Raw genomic sequence first — 18,498 nt, forward strand, 5'->3', positions numbered from 1 at the left:
CGCATGGATCCGGTCAGCCCTGATCCCGGTGGCGAGTTCATGGCCGAACAGCGACGTCTGCAGTCGCTGCACAGTTATGCCGTGCTGGACACGCCACCAGAGCTCGACTTTGACGAACTCACGCACCTGGCTTCCGAGTGGCTGGGCATGCCGATCTCGCTGGTCAGCCTGGTCGACGAGGAGCGGCAGTGGTTCAAGTCGCGTGTGGGCCTCGATCCGAGCCAGACGCCGCGCAGCATGTCGTTTTGCAGCGTGGCCATCCAGCAGCCGGACGAGGTCATGGTCGTGCCGGATGCCAGCCTGGATCCGCGCTTTCGCGACAACCCGCTGGTCACGGCCGATCCTCATATTCGTTTTTATGCAGGGGCTCCCCTGGTCATGCCCGATGGCCGGGCCCTGGGCACGCTGTGCGTGATCGACCGCCAGCCGCGCGAGTTTTCCGGGAAGCAGCGCGAGACCCTGGCCCTGCTGGCGCGCCAGGTGGTGGCGCAGTTGGAGTTGCGCAAGAAGCAGTCCCAATTGCAGCTGGCCGTGGACCGCTACCAGAAGCTGTTCGACCACACCCTGGACGGCGTGCTGCAGACGCGGCCCGGCGGCGAGGTGCTGGCGGCCAATGCGGCCGCCTGCGCCATGCTGGGCATGAGCGAGGAGGAGATTCGCCAGCGCGGGCGCGAAGGGGTGCTCGACCTGGGCGATCCCCGTCTGCCGCTCCTGCTGGACCTGCGCCAGCGCGAGGGCCAGGCCCGGGGCGAGCTGCGTATGCGGCGCGGCGACGGCACGCTGTTCGAGGTCGAGATCACCTCCGCGCTTTACCATGACCACGACGGCCAGTGGCTCAGCAGCATCGTGTTCCGCGACATCACCGAACGCATGCGCTGGCAGCAGCAGCTGCAGACCCAGGTGGCGTTGCTCGACAACCTGGCCTTGCACGTGCCGGGCTCGCTGTACCAGTTCCGCCTGGACCCCGATGGCCATCTGAGCTTCCCATTTGCCAGTGAGGGCATCCGCACCATCTACGAGGTGACGCCCGAGTCGGTGCGCGAGGATGCGGCCCTGGCCCTGCAGCGCATCCACCCCGATGACCTGCAGTCGGTGCTCGATTCCATCCGGGTCTCGGCCGAGACCTTGCAGCCCTGGCGTGTGGAGTACCGGGTGATCCTGCCCGAGCAGGGCCTGCGCTGGCGCCTGTGCAACGCCCAGCCCGAACGCCTGGCCGACGGCAGCACCCTGTGGCATGGTTTCAATACCGACATCACCGAGCGCAAGGAGGCCGAGGCCTATACCTTCCAGCTGGCGTATTTCGATGTGCTCACGGGACTGCCCAACCGCAGCCTGCTGCGCGACCGTGTCGAGCAGGCGCTGGCGCTGGCACGGCGCAACCGCCAGTACGGGGCCGTGATGTTCGTGGACCTCGACAATTTCAAGCAGATCAACGACGCGCGCGGGCATTCGGTGGGCGACCATCTGCTGACCGAGGTGGCCAAGCGCCTGCAGATCCTGCTGCGCGCCGAGGACACGGTGGCGCGCATCGGCGGCGACGAGTTCGTGCTGCTGATCAACGAGCTGGGGCAGGACGTGGAGGCCAGCGCCCGCGCGGCCATGGCCGTGGCCGAGAAGGTGCGCGCCGCGCTGGACCGGCCGCACCTGATCGACAACTTCAGCTACACCAGCACGGGCAGCATCGGCATCAGCCTGTTCCCGAAGGCCGGCCAGCAGATCGACGACCTGCTGCGCGAGGCCGATACCGCCATGTACCGTGCCAAGTCCGCGGGGCGCAACCGCATCGCCTTCTTCGAGCTGACCATGCAGCACGAGGTGGAAGAGCGGCTGGCCCTGGAGCAGGAACTCAAGGAGGCGCTGGCCACCGGGCAGCTGCGCCTGCACGTGCAGTCCCAGGTCGACGCCCAGGGCCGGGTGGTGGCCGGCGAGATGCTGGTGCGCTGGTTGCATCCCACGCGCGGCCTGGTGCCGCCGATGCGTTTCATCCCCCTGGCCGAGGAGACCGGCCTGATCCTGCCGCTGGGCGAGTGGGTGATCGAACAGGCCTGCCAGACGCTGGCGCGCATGCAGCTCGGCGGGCTGACACAGTCCCTCTCGGTCAACGTCAGTGCACGCCAGTTCCGCAGCGACGATTTCGTCCCGCGTGTGCGGGCCATCCTGCAGGGCACCGGCGCGCCGGCGCGCCAGCTGATCTTCGAGGTGACCGAAAGCCTGTTCATCCAGGACTGGGAGCATTCCCTGCGACGCATCAGCGAACTGGTGCAGATGGGCATACGCTTTTCCATCGACGATTTCGGCACCGGTTATTCCAGCCTGAGTTATCTGCAGCGCCTGCCCCTGTTCGAGCTCAAGATCGACCGCAGCTTCGTGCAGGACACGCCGCACGATGTCAACGACACCGCCATCGTGAGCTCCATCCTCTCGATGGCGCAGCACCTGGGGCTGGAGGTGGTGGCCGAGGGTGTGGAGAACCGTGCCCAGGCCGAATTCCTGCTGGCCAGCCACTGCGACCGCCTGCAGGGTTACCTGTTTGCCCAGCCGCAGCCGCTGGAAAACTGGCTGGCGCAGATGGGCTTGCACGCCACAAGCCCGACGACGCCGGTTTGACAGCCCCGCCGGGGCTGCCGATACTCCTTGGTACTGGGACCCGGAAGTAGAGGAACGCAATGAAAGTGATGGATTCGTGCGCAGGGCAAGGCGCAAACCACAGCCATAGCCCTTGCTATGGCGAGGATTTGCAACGCCGCCATGCGTGCGAAGGCGCGCTTTCATGTTCCGATACTTCCGGGTCGCAGTACTAATCCGTTCCTGGAACAGGAGTCGCCCTTGAAAACCTCCACCGACCGCCGTCAGTTCCTGCGTTCCGTGTTCCACGCCCCGGTGCGCCTGCGGCTGGGTGAACGCGAGAGCCAGGCCTTTCTGCATGACGTCTCGCTCAAGGGCGCGCTGGTCGAGGTCCCGGTTGGCTGGGCCGGGCGCGTCGGCGAGACCTACCTGCTGCGCCTGGAACTGGCTGCCGACGCGGCCATCACCATGGAGACCACCGTGGCCCACATCGAGGGCCGCCATGTGGGCCTGCACTGCGAGCGCCTGGACCTCGACAGCATGACGCACCTGCGCCAGCTGGTCGAACACAATGCCGACGACCCGGCCCTGCTCGAGCGCGACCTCGCCACCCTGGTGGCCCAGGGTGCCGCTACCGACTGAGCCCCCGGCCCCCTCGATGCGACGCCGTCTCGCTCTGGGTCTGCCTGCCCTGTGGCTGGCACCGCCAGGCCACGCGGCCACCCCCGGTGAGTTGCTGGCCGCGGGTCGGCACGTGCTGCTGATGCGCCATGCCGATGCCCCGGGCGTGGGCGATCCGCCGGGTTTTCGCCGGGGCGACTGCGCCACGCAGCGCAACCTGGGGGCGGCCGGCCGTGAGCAGGCCCGCGCTGCCGGCCGCTGGCTGCGCAGCCAGGGCGTGTCACGCGCGCAGGTCTATTCCAGCCCCTGGTGCCGCTGCCTGGAGACGGCGCAGCTGCTCGGTTTTGGCGCCGTGACGGTGGAGGAAAGCCTGGGCTCCTTTTTCGGCCGGTATGGACAGGAGGACGCGAGCACCCAGGCCCTGCAGGCTTTTGTGGCGCGCCTGCTCAGCGGCCCGTCGGACCGCGCGCCCATCCTGGTCACGCACCAGGTGAACATCAGCGCCTATGCAGGCGGTGGCGTGGCCAGCAGCGAGATGGTGCTGGTGCGGGTGGACCGCCAGGGCCGGCCGCAGGACACGGTGCGTTACGCACCCCCGCCCCTGTCCTGAATCAATAGTGCGGCGGCAGCTCGTCGCGCAGGTTGCGCAGCACGGGCGCGCTGCCTTCGGGCAGCTGCTGGCGCAGGCTCATGACTTCGCGCAGCAGCAGGTCGATCTGCTGTTGCTGGCGGTAGATCGTGGCGTTGAGCTGCTCCAGCAGGTCTTCCGCATAACTGGCCTTGATCTCCAGCTCGGTCAGGCGGGCGTCGGCATCGTGCATCGGGTTCATGGCCGTATTGGACCCGAAAAGCAGGCGTGTTGCCGAGGGGGGCATGTGGCGCTTTGCGGTGCGGGCCGATCCGATGCAGATTCCTGCAGCGAAAACCTCGTTCATAGGTCATCACAGGGCTTAACGCAAGCTCCCATTTTTCGAGTGTTGCGCTCGGAAGACGTCACACTTCAAGCGATTTCTCAAGTCTCGGCCCTAAGCGCACGTGCTGCCGTGACGCGCGCGTAACAGCCTGATTTTTCTGTGTTTTCCTCTGGAGTTTCGTGAGGTTTTGAGGCGTGCAGCCCGGACAATAAGCGCAGCAAAGCGGCAGCGTGACATCACCAGCACATCACAGAAAGGGCGACACACCATGTTTGATACCTGGAAGAAATTCGCGACACGCCCCGAACCGGTCGAGGTGCTGGAGGCGGTGCCGGTGCTGAACCGTTCGACGGCCTACCGCCGTTTCCTGCGCTCGGTGTACCAGGCGCCGGCCCGGCTCAACCTCGCCGGGTACATGCGCGAGGTCCAGGTGCTCGATGTCTCCCTCAAGGGCGCGCTGGTCGACATGGGTGCCGCCCTGCCCTGTCCGGTGGGCGTGCGCGGCCGCTTGCGCCTGCTGCTCTCGCCCACCGTCTTCATCGCCATGGACGTGGCGGTGACGCGTGTGCGGGGCAGCCAGCTGGGCCTGCAGTGCCTGCACATCGACCTCGACAGCGTCACCCACCTGCGCCAGCTGATCGAACGCAATTCCCAGGACCCGGCGCTGCTGGCACGCGAACTCTCGGTGCTGGTGGGCGCGGCGGCCTGATCCGCTCAGCGCGCAGTCAGCGCTCGGTGCCGATCGCCTGGCGCGTCAGCGCCGCCTGGGCCGTCAGCCACTCGCAGAAGGCCTGCACCTCGGGTCGCGCTTGGCTGTGCGGTCCCAGGATGAGCCAGTAGGCCATGGGCGAGTCCAGGCGCATGCCGGGCAGCACCTCCACCAGATCCCCTGAAATCAGGCTGTCGGCCACCAGCGGCATGCGGCTCAGCGCCACGCCCTGGCCGGCCAGCGCGGCCTGCGCGATCTGGTAGGCGTAGCCGAAGTGCAGCCAGCGCTTGGGTTCGAGCTTGCGCAGGCGGTAGACGTCCAGCCAGTGCCGCCAGGTCAGCCAGGCCATGGGGTGGCTGTGCTGCGCTTCGTTGGCCTCGATCAGGGTGAAATGCGCCAGGTCCTCGGCGCGCTGCAGGGGCCGGTTCTTGAGCAGCCAGGGACTGACCACGGGTGTGAGCTGTTCACCGAACAGGTGTACGGCGTGTGCCGGCACATTGGAGGCCTGGGTGTAGCGCAGCACCAGGTCGACGTCGGTCGTGTCCAGGTCGACCAGCGCATCCGAGGCGTCGATGCGGATGTCGATGTCGGGGTGCTGGCTCTGGAAGGCCTCCAGCCGCGGGATCAGCCACATGGACGCGAAGGAGGCCCAGGTGCTGATGGCCACGCTCTTGCGCCCGGCACTGCGGCGGATCTGGCGCACCGCGCTGTCCAGCCGCTCCAGCGAGGGCAGCAGGGCCTGCAGCAGCTGTGCGCCGGCGGCCGTGAGCTCGACCGCACGGGTGTGGCGCAGGAACAGGCTCACACCCACCTCGTCCTCCAGGGCCTGGATCTGCCGTGTCACGGCGCTCTGCGTCAGTGCCAGTTCTTCCGAGGCGGCGCGGAAGTTCAGGTGCCGCGCCACGGCCTCGAAGGCACGCAGCTGGCCCACCCCGATGGGGCGGGTGCGGGGTGCGAAATCGGGGCCGGCCATGGGAATACCGTGGGGGGGTGATTGATGCGTTTCCGGAATCAATAGCCTAACCGGATTTCATTAGACGGGCCAGGGGATTCTGCAGATGATGCAATGCCGAACACTCTCAAAAGGAGTCAGTCATGTTTCCCGTCAGCGATCACGAATTGCAACAATCCCCGGGCCTGTCCGGCCTTGCGGGCTGCTGGAAACTGGCGCCCGGACAGGCGCTGAGCCTGCGTCCGCGCGTCGCCGGCGTGCTGCGCATCCGGCAGGGCCGGGCCTGGGCCACACTGGGCGAGCGGCCCCGTGGACACGGGCCGGACGCCGGCGACTATTTCCTGCTGCCCGGTGAACAATTGCTGGTGCAGCCCGGACGGCACCTTGTGCTCGAATCGCTGGACCAGGGCGCGCTGGGTTTTGAATGGCTGCCCCGCGCACCCGCACCCGCACCCGCACCCGAACCCTTGTTGCAGCCGCTGGCCGACCTGTACGTTGCGGCGCGACTGGCCGGCGATGCTTCACGGCGTCTGCTGTGCGGGTTGGCCTCGACCGCCCTGGCCCTGCTGGTCGGACGCCGGGGGGTCGGTCCTAGTCGGCCTTGAAGCCCGTGGCCGCCACGACCTTGCCCCAGGTCACCCTGTCCGCCGCGATGATGCGCACAAACTCCTCGGCCGTGGTGCCCGTCGCGCGAAAGCCTGCTTCTTCCAGTTTGGCCCGCGCCTCGGGAGCCTGGACGGCCTTCTGTACATCGGCGCTGAGCCTGGCTCGCAGCTCGGGTGGCGTGCGTGCCGGCGCCACGATGCCGAACCAGGCGCTGAATTCCAGGCTGGGGTAGCCCTGCTCGTTCATCGTGGGCACCTCGGGCAAGGCGGAGGCGCGCGCCGGGCCTGTCGTGCCCAGGGCCAGCAGCTTGCCCGATTTCACCTGGGGGGCCGACAAGCCCACGCTGGCAAACACGCCGTGCACGTCCCCGCTATAGAGTCCGCCCAGCGCGTCTGACGTGGTCTTGTAGTGCACGGGCTCGGGTTTGATCCTCGCGACGTCGCCGAGCTTGAAGGCGCCGAAATGGCCCAGCGTCCCGGCGCCGAAGGTGGCCATGAACAGGCCCTTCTGCTGCTGCACCCAGCTCACGAATTCCTTCACGTTTTTTGCCGCTACCTTCTGCGGGTTGACCAGCAGCGCGAAATCGGCACCTACCACCTGACTCACGGGTGCGAAATCACGTGACGGGTCGTAGGGCAGCTTGCTGTAGGTGCTGGGGGCGATGCTCAGCATGCCGGTCTCGGCGAGCAGGAGCGTGTAGCCATCGGGTGCTGCGCGTGCAGCTTCGCTGGCGGCAATCAGGCCGGCGGCGCCGGGCTTGTTGTCAACGATCACCCCCTGGCCGCCCCAGCCCTCGGAAAGCCGCTGTGCCACGAGGCGCGCCACGATGTCGGGGCCGGTACCGGCCGGGAAGCCGACGATGATGCGCACGGGACGGTTGGGGTAGCTGGCCTGGGCTTGCACGCCGGTGGTGGCAAGGCAGGTCAGCAGGGCGGCGCTGGCCAGCAGGGCACGGCGCAGGGTGGAGGGGGTGTTCATGATGAGGTCTCCTTGTAATGAATTCGGGGGTCAGTTCACAGTGAAAAACTGCATCTCCACGCGCTCGGGTCGGCGTACGCCGGTGCCCACGAAAAGGCGTTCGGTTATCCAGCCCAGCGCGGGCGAGGCGGTTTCGAAACTCGGGTTGCAGCGGAAATACACCAGCGCCGGGTCCACCGGCTCGCCGCGCAGCAGGCGCGCCGTGACTTCGGGCGCGGCCGCGCGCAGCGCGCGGTTGCACACGTAGATCAGGTCGCCGGCGTCGGTCTCGAGCACGTAACGCGCGTCAAGCTCGGCCAGCCGCGGGCTCACGATGAGCTGGTAGTCGGCGCCGCCGGGCAGTACCCGTGCCGTCCAGCCATCGCCGCGCGCTTCACCGCCCAGGATGGGGATGAGGCGGCGCTGGCCGTGCACGGTGGTGCCGACTTCCTGCGGCGTGCCGACGCGCACCGACAGCTCGGCAAAGAATGCCAGGGTGGGGGCAGTGAAGGACATGCTGCAGCTTAGGACGGCTCGCCTCGGGTTGCTGTCATCCCTTAAGATGACAACAACAGAGCGAGGAGACACATGCGCAAGTGGACCTGCACCGGCACTGCCAGCGGCACGGGCCGTCATGCCCAGCTGCTGGCCGGGCTCATCACCCAGTTGGGGCAGCCGCGCTTCCGCTCCCTGCTGCTCGAAACCCTGCAGCCCCTGGTGCCCGCCGCCTCCTACTCGGTCTACCGCACCGGGCGCCATAGCGTGCCGCAACTCTTTCTGTCGGGCAGCCTGGGGGTGCCCGACACCACCCGCGAGTGCTGGTCGGCCTACCTCTCCGGGCCATACCGCAGCGACCGCACGCTGATCACCGAGACCCCGCACGAGGAACAGCCCCTGCTGTGCCATCTCACGGCGCAGGAGGTGCCGGCCCAGCACCGGGCGCGGGTCTACGAGGCGCATGGCGTGGCCGAACGCGTGTCCGTGGTGCAGGCCCGTGACGACGGCCTCTTCGCCGTGAACTTCTACCGGCACCAGCACCAGGCCCCGTTCAGTGACGCCCAGGTGGCGGACTTCGAGGCCCTGGCGCCGGCCCTGCTGGCTTTGGCGCGCAAGCACGTGGCGCTGGGGGTGGTGCAAGCGCCGTCGGAGCCCGTGTCGCAGGCGCAGCGCCTGCTCGCCTTGCAGCCGGCGCTGACACCGCGCGAGCTGGAGGTCTGCGTGCGCCTGCTGCGCGGCATGACCTACGACGGCATCGCCGCCGACCTCGGCCTGGGCCTGCCCAGCGTCAAGACCTACCGCAACCGCGCCTTCGATCGCCTGGGCATCCACTTCCGCAACGAGCTCTTTGCCCTGCTGCTGTGCGCCCCTGCGGCCCCGCTCACCCGGCAGTAAGTGCCCTCAGGCGTAGGTCACCCAATCCGCCAGCTCCGGCTGGTCCAGGTGCGGCAGGGTGTTGAAGCTCAGCAGGCTGTGGCGTTTGGGGTTGTAGTTGAACTCGCTCACCGCGCTGTTGCGGATGCGCAGATTGAGTTCGATGGTGGTCTCGGGCGTGGTGCCCAGCACATGGCCCACGGCGGTGGCAATGGGCCCACCGCTGGAGACGATCAGCACATTCCCCTCGTAATTCCTGCGCACGTGGTCCAGCGCGCCGGTCACGCCCGCCAGGAAGTCGTCGTAGCTGGGCATGCCGCGCGGGCTGACCACACCGTTCATCCACTGGCGCAGGCCGTCGCGCAGCAGGCGGAAGTGGTGGCGGTAGAGCTCGGGCGTGTCGGGTTTTTGCAGGGGCTGTGGGTGGATGGCGGTGATCACCGCTTCGCTGTCGTATTCGTTGAGCCCCGCCAGCGCCTGCACCGCCTTGTCAAAACCGGCGCCAGCGGCGATGCCTTCCCAGGTCTGGGCATGGCGGCGCAGCGTGCCGGTGAGCACGGCGTCGAAGGTGATGCCGCGTTCGCGCCAGTACCGGCCCAGCCGTTCGCTCTGCCGGCGGCCGAGGTCGCTGAGCTGGTCGTAATCAGCCGCGCCAAAGGAGGCCTGGCCGTGGCGCACGAGGTAGAGGGTTCCCATGCAGTGGATTGTGGCAAGTTCGGCACCTGGTGCTTGTCGCCGGTGCGACGAATGCTATTAATTCAGGAGCAAATCTCGATCGACCCCTCCGGCGTCTGCAGCCTGGCCCGCAACTGCACCGGGCCGGCCTGTACCGGCACGCCGGACAGGCCCAGGGTCTGGCAGGCCCTGGCCAGGGTCTCGGCCTGCGGGTGTTGCAGTTCGAAAGACGACAGCGTCACACCGCTGGCCGGCATGGCGGCGGCCGGGTGCACCGCGCCCCACTGGATCAGGGTGGGCAGGGCGCCGTCGTACAGGCGCTGGCCGTCTTCGCGCACCGTGATCTGCCACTGCAGCAGGCCGGACGGCGTCGGGCGCGAGGCGGCGATGACCTCGCCGCGGGTTATGCCCAGCCCCTGCAGTGTGGCCACGGCGGCGCGGGCGTCGGGCACACGTGCGGCCCAGTGCAGCAGCTGCGGGCCGTTGCGCCGCACGCGTTCCTGCAGGGCGGGGTCGTCCATGTCGAACCAGCGCCGGCGTGCCGGTGGCGGCGCAGCCGGGTCGATGGCGATGATCTCGAAATAGGCCTGCGGGAAGGCGGGGCTGGCGATGCTGAAGAGCCGGTTGTGTGTGCCCATCAGCGCGTGCCGGCCGCCGGGGCCCGGTGACACACCCAGCGTGGCCTCGCACCAGGCCACGCCTTCGTCCAGCGTGGCGGCGATCACCACCAGGTGATCGAGCTGCGCGCTCACAACAAAACGCTTCCTGTGATGCAGGTCTGCACCTGGCCGCCCACCCAGACCTGGCCTTGCGCATCGCGCTCCAGCAGCACACGGCCGGCGCGCCCCAGGCAGCTGCCTTGCGCCGCGACATAAGACGCGGGCAGGCGGCCCTCGGCCATCAGCCACTGGGCCAGGCTGGCGTTGAGGCTGCCGGTGACCGGGTCTTCGCTGATGCCTACCGGCGCGGCGAAGGCTCGCACCTCCAGATCGGGTTCGGCCAGCTGGGGCGCATCGTCCGCATGCTCGGCGAAGGCGCGGGTTTCGCGGCTGCTGCGTGCGATCAGCTGCACGGCGCCGCTGTCCTGCGCGAGCGCGGCCACCCCCACCTTCTGCCCCAGCTCGCGCAGGCGCTGGTGGTCGGGCTCCAGGGCCAGCACCGTATCCACGCTGTCCAGCAGCAGGCCCAGCCAGCGCGGTCCGTTGTCCAGTACTTGCGCGGCGAGGATCTGCTGCGCTGTGATGCCCAGGGCCTGCGCGATCTGGGCGAGCAACGCGGGCTCGGGTGTGCTGCGCGTGAGCGGCGGCGCGGCAAAGGCCAGGTGCTGGCCGGCGCGGCGGATGCTGACCAGGCCTACGGCGCATTCCTGCACGATGAGGTCGGGGTGCTTGGGCACACCGCCGGCTTGCAGCCACGCGTGGCAACTGCCCAGGGTGGGGTGGCCGGCAAAAGGCAGTTCACCGCCGGGTGTAAAGATGCGCACGCGGTAGTCGGCGCCGGCCTGCGTGGGCGGCAGCAGGAAGGTGGTCTCGGAGAGATTGGTCCAGTGCGCGAAGCGCTGCATCTCGTCTTCGCTCAGGCCGCTGCCGTCGAGCACGACGGCCAGCGGATTGCCCCGGTAGGGTGTGGCGGTGAAGACGTCGACCTGCTTATAGGGGCGCTGGTGTTGGGTCACGGGATAACCTCCATGCTGCGCATTGCGGTGCGAACGCCTTCGGGCGGCCGTGCGGCGTTCATGCCATGTGCTCCCCGATGACGGCGGCCAGGGCGCTCACGCCGCGCTCGATCTCCTCTTCGCTGGCCGTGACGAAGGACAGGCGCAGGGTGCGCGCATCGGGCGCCCCGGCGTAGAAGGCGGCCCCCGGCACATAGGCCACGCCGCGCGCGACCGCCTTGGGCAGCAGGGCCGTGGCGTCCAGGCCGGCGGGCAGGCGGGCCCAGAGGAACATGCCGCCCACGGGCCGGTTCCATTCCACACCGGCAGGCATGTGCCGGCTCAGCGCGGCCAGCATGGCGTCGCGCTGCGCCTTGTAGAGCGCGCGGATGCGCGGCACGTGACGGTCGAGGAATCCGTCCTTCATCACCTCGGCCACCACACGCTGGTTGAAACCCGGGCTGTGCAGGTCGGCCGCCTGCTTGGCCTGCAGCAGCTTGGGGAACACCTCTTTCGGCGCGATCAGATAACCCAGGCGCAGGCTGGGCGCCAGCACCTTGGAAAACGAACCCAGGTAGATGCAGCCTTGCGGGTGACGCGCCGTCAGCGGTGCCGGCGGCGGCTGGTCGAACCAGAGTTCCCCATAGGGGTTGTCCTCCAGCAGGGGCAGGGCCAGCTCGGTGGCGGTGGTGCTGAGTGCGGCGCGCCGGGCCTCGCTCATCATGCGGCCGCTGGGGTTCTGGAAATTGGGCAGCACGTAGAGGAAACGCGCCGGTGTGCCGGCCGCCTGGGCCTGGCGCAGGGCGGTCATGTCCACGCCCTCGTCGTCGCTGGCCACGCTGTGCACCTGCGGTTCCATGGGGGCGAAGGCCTGCAGGGCGCCCAGGTAGGTGGGCGTTTCCACCAGGATGCGGCTGCCCGTGTCGATCAGCACCTTGGCCGCCAGGTCCAGGCCCTGCTGCGAGCCGGTGGTGATGAGCACCTGCGCCGGGTCCACCTTCCAGGGCAGCCCGGCCGCCACCATCTCGCGCAGCGGGCCGTAACCTTCGCTGGCGGCGTATTGGAGTGCTGCCTGGGCGTCGTCGCGCAGCACGCGCGCGCAGGCCTGCTCGAATTCGGCGACCGGGAAGGTCTTGGGCGAGGGCAGGCCGCCGGCAAAGCTGATGATGCCGGGCTGCTCGGTGAGCTTGAGCAGTTCGCGCAGCACCGAGGGGTTCATCAGCGCGGCGCGCGAGGACAGCACCCACGGCGAGGTGGAGGGGGTGCTCGGTTTCATGGTGTGCTTCCTTGTGATTCAGCGAGGCGGGTGGAGGCCCTGCCCACAGGCATTTTGCGCCCGGCAAACACGACGGCGATCACGGCCAGGCCGAAGGCGACCGTGATGGCGTCCAGTGTCTCGCCCAGCAGGGGTACGGCCAGGAGCATGGAGATGAAGGGCTGCAGCAGCTGCAGCTGGCTCACGCGCACTGTGCCGCCCAGGGCCAGGCCACGGTACCAGGCGAAAAAACCCAGCCACATGGAGAACACGGCCACGTAGGCGAAGCCGCCCCAGGCGGCAGCCGAGACCGGGGTGGTGGGCCAGCTCCACAGCGTGAGCGGCAGCGTCAAGGGCAGGGACAGCAGCAGGGCCCAGCAGATCACCTGGTCGGCCGGCATGTGCTGCGCCAGGCGCGCGCCGTAGCCGTAGCCCACGGCGGCGCAGAGCATGCCCAGCAAAAGCAGCCCATCGGCCGGATGCAGCGTGAGCCCCGCGCTGCCCGAGCGCAGCACGGCGTAGGCCACCACCAGCGCGGTGCCGACGATGGCACAGAGCCAGAAGCCGAGGGACGGCCGCTGGCGCTGCAAGGCGGCGCCCACGGCGGCGGTGGCCAGGGGCAGCACGCCCACGATCACGCTGGCGTGCACGGCTTCCACGTGCCGCATGGCGATGGAGGTGCAGATGGGGAAACCGAAGACCACCCCCAGCGCGACCAGGGCCAGCGGCTTCCAGTCGCTGCGGCGCGGCAGCGGGGCACGCAGGGCCAGCAGTAAAAGTGCCGAGAGCACGGCGGCCACCACGGCGCGGCCCGCGGCGATGTACAGGCCCGGGAGCTGTGGCGCCTCGGGCGTGCCCGTGGCCAGGCGGGTCATGGGCAGGGTCAGGGCAAAGATGAACACGCCCAGCAGGCCCAGCCACAGGCCGCGGCGCTGCAGCGGATCCAGGGAATGATGGGGAGGCGGGGCGTGCATCGCACCGACTTTAACGCGGAGCGTCGCGCCTAGTTCGTCAGGGTGGCCAGTGTGCGCAGCAGGGCGCGGTTCACGTCTTCGGGCGTGTAGCCATAACTCTCGCTGAGCTGGCGTGTGGCGCGGGTGTCGGCGCTTTCGAGCACGCGCGCCAGTTGCAGGGCCGGGTGGTAGGGGCCGCTGTGCTCCAGCAGGGCTTGCAGGATGCGCTGCGACAAGGGCAGGCGTTCGAGCACCGTGGCCAGCGGCTCGCCCAGCAGGCGGTCGAGTTGCGAGAACAGGCCGCAAAGACGCACTTCGCTGCGCAGGTCCTCCTCGTCGCCGGCATCGAGCAGGTGCTCCAGCAGGCGTGCGCGCGTGACCATGCCCAGGCGCACGGGCTGCAGGTCGGGCTCGCTGGCGGCTTGCGGCAGCTGGGCCAGCAGCCAGGCTTGCACGTGCCGCAGGCCCCAGACCTGCAGGCCGCGTTGCAGCGTGTCGATCTCGCCGCGCAGCTTGGGCGCCGTGGTGTTGACGTGCTGCAGGAAGCGGTAGGCCAGCACGGGGTCGGCACAGAGCAGGGCCTCGATGCGGTCCAGGTCGGCGTCGTCGTCGATGGCGCGCACCACACGGCTGATCGCCGTGCGGTCGGGCTGCCGGGCCTGGGCGCTCAGGCTGTCCAGCACATCCTCGACGGGCCAGCCGGCCAGGGCCCAGGCGGCGTGCTGGTCCAGCGCGGCGTCGCCCTGCGCGCGGCGCCCGGCGCTGAGCACGATCTGGCCCGCCGAGGGGGCCGCTGGTGCATCGTCGCTGAGGTACAGGCCCGGGCGTGCGCCGGGCAGCGCGCCCTCGGCCGGGACACCGGGCCAGAGCAGGGGCAGGCCGCGGGCCTGGGCCTGCTGCGCACGCGGGCGCAGCACGGCGTCGGTCAGCACTTCGGCTGGCAGCACCAGCCAGGGCGCGTCGGCACGGCCCTGGGCCAGCAGGTCGAGCAGCAACAGAGGGTGGCGCGCGCGCAGCAGCAGCTGGGGCGCGCGTGTGGGCCAGAGCTCGGCCAATGTGGCCAGCAGATGGCGGGCATCGATGCTGCCGGCCTGGGTCAGGGGGTCGAGGTGCAGCTCGACCGCGGCGATCTCGCGGCGGCGGCTCCAGAGCAGGCGGTAGCCCAGGGTGAGCTGGTCCAGGACGGAGGCGCTCATACCGTGCGGTGCAGGAAGTGCAAGAGGGTGCGGGCGGCTCAGCCCAGGTAGTTGAACAGCGAGAGGCGCTGGATCTGGGCGTAGGTCTTGAGCGCGGCGTCGTAGCCGGTCTGCTGGTTCTGGAATTCGGAGATGCCCTTGATCATGTCCATGTCCTCGGCGCGCGAGCGGTCGGCGGCGAGCTGGATGCTCTTTTCCTCCTGCGTGCCCTCGATGATGTCGGCGCGCTTGAGCAGCTCGCCGGCCTGGCTGCGGGCCGACTGCACGCGCTCCATGCCGCTGTCGATCTGGGACAGCGCCAGGGAAAGATCCTGCGCCAGCTGGTGGCCGTTGCCGGCGCCGCTGATGGCGGTGATGGCCTGGTCCAGCAGGGCAAACAGGTCGTCACGTGTGCTGGGCGTGATGGTGACGGTGTCGCCGTTGGCCGGTGCGCCGCGTGCGACAAAGGTCAGGCCGTCGAAGGCGATGTCCTGGCCGTCGGTGTAAACGGGCGGTAGCGCCGGCAGGACGGGGACCACCGTGGTTGCGGTGGTGGTGTTGACCACGGTATAGGTCGTCACCGGCGGCAAGGTGGCGCTGACGCTGAAGGTGATGGTGTAGTCGTCGCCGGTGAGCAGCGAGGGGTCGGCGATCTGGCCGACGTCGGTCCACAGTTCGCCGGTGTTGGCCCCGCCCAGGGCCATGTTGAACACGCCGTTGCCGGTGGGCACGTTCATCCAGACGGCCTGGCCGTCCATGGTGCCGGGGATGGAGACGGCGGTGCTGGCGCGTGAGCCGGGGATGCCGTTGTAGACCACGCCGGCGGGCACGTCGACGAAGGGTTGCGAGGCGCTGCCCAGGCCGCTGAACAGCGGAATCCCGTTGGTGTCCTTCTTGTTGGCGTAGGTGAAGAGCTGGTCGCGCAGGCCGGCCATCTCCTCGGCAATGCTGCGGCGGTCCGAGGGGTTGTAGGCCGCGTCGCCGGCGCTCACCATGAGCTGGCGGATGGTCTGCAGCAGCTCGATGCTGTTGCCCAGCGTGCCTTCGGCCATGGCCACCGAGTTGCGCTGCAGGTTCAGGGCCCGCACCTCCACGTCCACACGGGTGGAGCGCGTGAGCGCGCGTTCGGCCTGGGCCGCGCCGGTGGGGTCGTCGCTGGGACGCACCACCTTCTTGCCGGCCGAGAGTTTCTCCTGCAGGTCGGCCAGGCCGGCTTGGCGGCTGGTGATGTTGGCCAGGGTGTTGTCGTAGGTGTTGGCGGTGGCGAGTCTCATGGCTCAGTCCTTGCGGTACGCATCAGCGCGAGAAAGAGGCGAGCAGGGTGTCGAAGATGTTCTGCGCAATCTGCATCATCTTGCCGGCGGCCTGGTAGGCCTGCTGGAACTGGATCATGCGCGCGGCTTCCTCGTCCAGGTTGACGCCGGCGACGGCCGTGCGGTCCTTTTCGATGTTGACCGCGATGTTGCCGGAGACGATGGAGGCCTGCTCCGCGCCCTGCACCTTGGTGCCGATTTCGGCGATCAGGCTGGCGTAGCCGTCGGTCAGCGGGCCGCCGTCGAACATGGCGAGGTCGCGCAGGTCCAGCATGGCCTGGGCGTTGGCGCCGTCGAGCAGGGGGTAGGGGTTGGCGTCCACGGTGTAGGTGTCGCCCGTCTGCGGAACGCCCTTGAGCGTGAGCGACCAGCCCGTCAGCGGCGCCACGGCGGGGAAGGTGTATTCGATGGGCTGGCCCGGCACGTAGTTGTGCACGGTGGCGCCGGTGTCCGAGCGCGTGTAGGTGCCCGGACCGGTGAAGGTCAGGGTGACGGCCGGCGGGATCGGTACCGTGCGCACCGCCAGACCTTGCAGGGTCAGTGCGCCGGTGTTGGTGATGCCGGCCTGCGCCGCGATGGGGCTGGCCATGGCCAGTTCCTTGGGCGAGGAAAAGGCGGTGTTGATGCCGCGGGCCGCAGTGGCGAAGGGCGTGATCACGAAGCGGTCGCCGGCGGCGGCGGCCGGACCGCTGCGCAGGATCTCGAAACCGTCGAGCAGCACAGGGTTGGTGGCGCCGAAGTCGAAGGCCGTGGTGACCCCGTCCGAGAGGCGGGTGATGGTGCCGGTGGTGGCCGTGGCGAAGGAGAATTCGTAGTTGCTGGACAGGAAGGCGGTGGTGCCCGAGGGGTTGGCCTGGATGCCGACGCTCAGCGTGGCGCCGCCCGTGTTGGCTGAGGAGGCGTAGCCATCGGCAATGGCCGACAGGTTGAACAGCGGGTTGCCGGCGTTGCCGTTGAGGTCCAGGCCCAGGGCCTGTTGCTCGTTCATCCTGGTGCCGATGGCCAGGGCCATGCGGCCCAGCAGGTTGGAGGCGTCGACCAGGTCGGTGTTCTGGAAGCGCAGCAGGCCGGCAACTTCGCCACCGCCCAGCATGGACTCTTCCAGGATGCGGGGCACGCCGCCCACCGTGATGGCCAGCTTGACCTTGGCCGGATCGCCGAACTCGTCTTCGACGACGGACACCGGCGAGACCGTCTTGCCCAGCACCAGGGGCTGGCTGCCGGCCAGGAAGATGCTCAGGCTGCCGTCGTCGGCCTTGATGTTGGTGGTCTGGACGTATTTGTTGAGATCGCGGATCAGCTGGTCGCGCTGGTCCAGCAGGTCGTTGGGCGTGTGGCCGCTGCCCATCGCAATCGCGATCTGCTCGTTGGTCTTGGCGATCTGGCCGGCCAGGTTGTTGATGGCGGTGGCGTCGATCCTGAGCTGGCTGGTGGTGCCCATGCGCAGCTCGTTGATCGCTTCGGCGGTCGAGCGGAAGCGGTGCGCCATCTCGTCGGCCCGCGCCAGCGCCACCGCGCGCGCGGTCAGGTCGGTCGGCGCATTGGTGATGTCGGAGTAGGCATTGAGCATGTCGCTGACCGACGCACCCAGGCCGTTGGGGCCGCTCGGGAACAGGCTCTCGAGCTGCTGCATGTAGCTGTAGCGCGTGGCGTCGCTGGAGGCCACGGCCTGCGAGGTGGCGGCCTGACGCGTGAGGAACTCGTCGTACAGGCGCCGCACTGTCAGGGTCTCGACGCCCTTGCCGTAATAGCCGCTGCCGGTGAACTGGCCCGGGATGTTGGACAGCACCACGGCCTGGCGTGTGTAGCCCGGCGTGTTGACGTTGGCGATGTTGTTGCTGATCGTCTGCAGCGCGTTCTGGTTGGCAGTCAGCGCGGTCACGCCGATGTTGATGATGCCGCTCATGACAGGCTCCCGGCGTCAGAGGCACGCTGCAGCCGCAGTGTGGTGTTGATGGCACGGCTCAGCTTGGCCGCGTAGTCCGGATCGGTGGCATAACCCGCGTCCTGCAGGCCCTCGGCCCAGCCCTGCACCGAGCCGGTCTGCTGGCGGGCCTGCGCATAACGCGGGCTGTTGCCGATCAGCTGGGCGAAGTCGCGGAATGACTCGGCGTGCGAGTCGTAGGCGCGAAAGCGTGCCACGGTTTTCTGCGGCATGCCGTCCACGTATTCGGTGGTGGTGACCTCGGCGACCTTGCCCTTCCAGTCCGCGTTGGCCTTGATGCCGAAGAGGTTGTGTGAGGGGCTGCCGTCCTTCATGAGGATCTCGCGCCGGCCCCAGCCGCTCTCATGGCCGGCCTGGCCCAGCAGGTAGCTGGCCGGCAGACCGCTGCTGCGCTGCACCTCCTGGGCGGCGGCGCCGTGCTGCTGCACGAAACCGCGCGCGGCCGCGGGTGCCGGCACCTGGGTCGCCGTGGCGCCGGGCCCGGTGCTCGCGTCGGCCTTGGCCTGGTCCTTCATGCCCATCTGCTGCATCAGCTGTTTGGCGATCACTTCAGCCAGGCCACCGGGCTGGCCGGTCATCTGCACGGCGAACTGCTGGTCCAGCAGGTCGGTGCCCAGGTCGCCACCGGGGCTGTCGAGCATGCCGCTTTTCATCGAGTTGCTGGCCTCGCGCATGCTTTTGAGCAGCTCGCGCATGAACAGGGCTTCGAACTGCTTGGCGGTTTCCTTGACGGCTTCGGGCGTGGCCTGGCCGGCCTGGAACTTCAGGCGGTTCAGGCTGGCGCCGTCGGCGGCCAGCGACTGGGTCAGGGGGTTGAGCGCGCCGGACTGCAT

At 68.9% G+C, this 18,498-nt stretch carries 19 protein-coding genes; 6 read left to right on the top strand and 13 right to left on the bottom strand.

Annotation, left to right across the window (positions count from 1 at the left end):
- Positions 1–3 precede the first annotated feature (3 nt).
- The 3 genes from HTY51_RS18145 to HTY51_RS18155 all read left to right on the top strand — a co-directional run bounded on the left by HTY51_RS18145 (position 4) and on the right by HTY51_RS18155 (position 3,796).
- Positions 4–2,607, top strand: coding sequence for an EAL domain-containing protein (locus tag HTY51_RS18145; protein ID WP_174254040.1), 2,604 nt, complete (start codon positions 4–6; stop codon positions 2,605–2,607).
- A 219-nt stretch (positions 2,608–2,826) separates the two neighbouring features.
- Entirely contained in the window at positions 2,827–3,207 is a 381-nt protein-coding gene (locus HTY51_RS18150) for a PilZ domain-containing protein (RefSeq protein WP_174254041.1), read from the top strand.
- Between the two features lie 16 nt (positions 3,208–3,223).
- On the top strand, positions 3,224–3,796 hold the full coding sequence (locus HTY51_RS18155; RefSeq protein WP_217448221.1) for a histidine phosphatase family protein: 573 nt from the start codon (positions 3,224–3,226) through the stop codon (positions 3,794–3,796).
- A 1-nt stretch (position 3,797) separates the two neighbouring features.
- On the opposite strand, the gene HTY51_RS18160 is transcribed toward HTY51_RS18155, so the two are convergent.
- A complete protein-coding gene (locus tag HTY51_RS18160) occupies positions 3,798–4,016 on the bottom strand; it encodes a SlyX family protein (protein WP_174254042.1) in 219 nt (72 codons plus the stop codon).
- Positions 4,017–4,368: 352 nt separating this feature from the next.
- Between HTY51_RS18160 and HTY51_RS18165 the strand changes: the two genes are divergently transcribed.
- Complete coding sequence (locus HTY51_RS18165) at positions 4,369–4,809, top strand: PilZ domain-containing protein (RefSeq protein WP_174254043.1); 441 nt, start codon at positions 4,369–4,371, stop codon at positions 4,807–4,809.
- A gap of 16 nt (positions 4,810–4,825) precedes the next feature.
- Here HTY51_RS18165 and HTY51_RS18170 read toward each other — a convergent pair whose 3' ends face one another.
- Positions 4,826–5,782: a LysR substrate-binding domain-containing protein gene (locus HTY51_RS18170; RefSeq protein WP_174254044.1), complete on the bottom strand. Its 957-nt coding sequence runs from the start codon at positions 5,780–5,782 to the stop codon at positions 4,826–4,828.
- A 122-nt stretch (positions 5,783–5,904) separates the two neighbouring features.
- Between HTY51_RS18170 and HTY51_RS18175 the strand changes: the two genes are divergently transcribed.
- Positions 5,905–6,366: a DUF2917 domain-containing protein gene (locus HTY51_RS18175; protein WP_254606932.1), complete on the top strand. Its 462-nt coding sequence runs from the start codon at positions 5,905–5,907 to the stop codon at positions 6,364–6,366.
- Here HTY51_RS18175 and HTY51_RS18180 read toward each other — a convergent pair.
- Together HTY51_RS18180 and HTY51_RS18185 are read right to left on the bottom strand one after the other, a co-directional pair.
- The gene (locus HTY51_RS18180) at positions 6,353–7,345 is read right to left on the bottom strand and encodes a tripartite tricarboxylate transporter substrate binding protein (RefSeq protein ID WP_174254045.1); all 993 of its coding nucleotides are present in this window, start codon (positions 7,343–7,345) and stop codon (positions 6,353–6,355) included. The genes HTY51_RS18175 and HTY51_RS18180 overlap by 14 nt on opposite strands.
- 30 nt (positions 7,346–7,375) lie before the next feature.
- Positions 7,376–7,840, bottom strand: coding sequence for a DUF3237 domain-containing protein (locus tag HTY51_RS18185; protein ID WP_174254046.1), 465 nt, complete (start codon positions 7,838–7,840; stop codon positions 7,376–7,378).
- A 72-nt stretch (positions 7,841–7,912) separates the two neighbouring features.
- Between HTY51_RS18185 and HTY51_RS18190 the strand changes: the two genes are divergently transcribed.
- The gene (locus tag HTY51_RS18190; RefSeq protein ID WP_174254047.1) at positions 7,913–8,716 is read left to right on the top strand and encodes a LuxR family transcriptional regulator; all 804 of its coding nucleotides are present in this window, start codon (positions 7,913–7,915) and stop codon (positions 8,714–8,716) included.
- 6 nt (positions 8,717–8,722) lie between these two features.
- Here HTY51_RS18190 and HTY51_RS18195 read toward each other — a convergent pair whose 3' ends face one another.
- The 9 genes from HTY51_RS18195 to flgJ form a co-directional block, all read right to left on the bottom strand.
- Positions 8,723–9,391 (bottom strand): histidine phosphatase family protein, encoded by a 669-nt coding sequence (locus HTY51_RS18195; RefSeq protein ID WP_174254048.1) that lies wholly within the window; start codon positions 9,389–9,391, stop codon positions 8,723–8,725.
- A gap of 62 nt (positions 9,392–9,453) precedes the next feature.
- Complete coding sequence (locus tag HTY51_RS18200) at positions 9,454–10,122, bottom strand: VOC family protein (protein ID WP_174254049.1); 669 nt, start codon at positions 10,120–10,122, stop codon at positions 9,454–9,456.
- Positions 10,119–11,045: a PhzF family phenazine biosynthesis protein gene (locus HTY51_RS18205; protein ID WP_174254050.1), complete on the bottom strand. Its 927-nt coding sequence runs from the start codon at positions 11,043–11,045 to the stop codon at positions 10,119–10,121. Before HTY51_RS18205 ends, HTY51_RS18200 begins: the two co-directional genes overlap by 4 nt.
- Before the next feature lie 58 nt (positions 11,046–11,103).
- Complete coding sequence (locus HTY51_RS18210; protein ID WP_174254051.1) at positions 11,104–12,300, bottom strand: PLP-dependent aminotransferase family protein; 1,197 nt, start codon at positions 12,298–12,300, stop codon at positions 11,104–11,106.
- Positions 12,297–13,253, bottom strand: a complete 957-nt coding sequence (locus tag HTY51_RS18215) for a DMT family transporter (RefSeq protein WP_174254052.1) — start codon at positions 13,251–13,253, stop codon at positions 12,297–12,299. Before HTY51_RS18215 ends, HTY51_RS18210 begins: the two co-directional genes overlap by 4 nt.
- Positions 13,254–13,282: 29 nt before the next feature.
- Positions 13,283–14,428 (bottom strand): HDOD domain-containing protein, encoded by a 1,146-nt coding sequence (locus HTY51_RS18220; RefSeq protein WP_174254053.1) that lies wholly within the window; start codon positions 14,426–14,428, stop codon positions 13,283–13,285.
- Between the two features lie 38 nt (positions 14,429–14,466).
- Positions 14,467–15,681, bottom strand: coding sequence for a flagellar hook-associated protein FlgL (gene flgL / locus HTY51_RS18225; RefSeq protein ID WP_174254054.1), 1,215 nt, complete (start codon positions 15,679–15,681; stop codon positions 14,467–14,469).
- Between the two features lie 22 nt (positions 15,682–15,703).
- Entirely contained in the window at positions 15,704–17,626 is a 1,923-nt protein-coding gene (gene flgK, locus HTY51_RS18230; RefSeq protein ID WP_174254055.1) for a flagellar hook-associated protein FlgK, read from the bottom strand.
- Positions 17,623–18,498, bottom strand: a complete 876-nt coding sequence (gene flgJ, locus HTY51_RS18235) for a flagellar assembly peptidoglycan hydrolase FlgJ (protein WP_174254056.1) — start codon at positions 18,496–18,498, stop codon at positions 17,623–17,625. Before flgJ ends, flgK begins: the two co-directional genes overlap by 4 nt.

Origin of the sequence: Rhodoferax sp. BAB1 (assembly GCF_013334205.1) — a bacterium.
GTDB lineage: Bacteria > Pseudomonadota > Gammaproteobacteria > Burkholderiales > Burkholderiaceae_C > Hylemonella.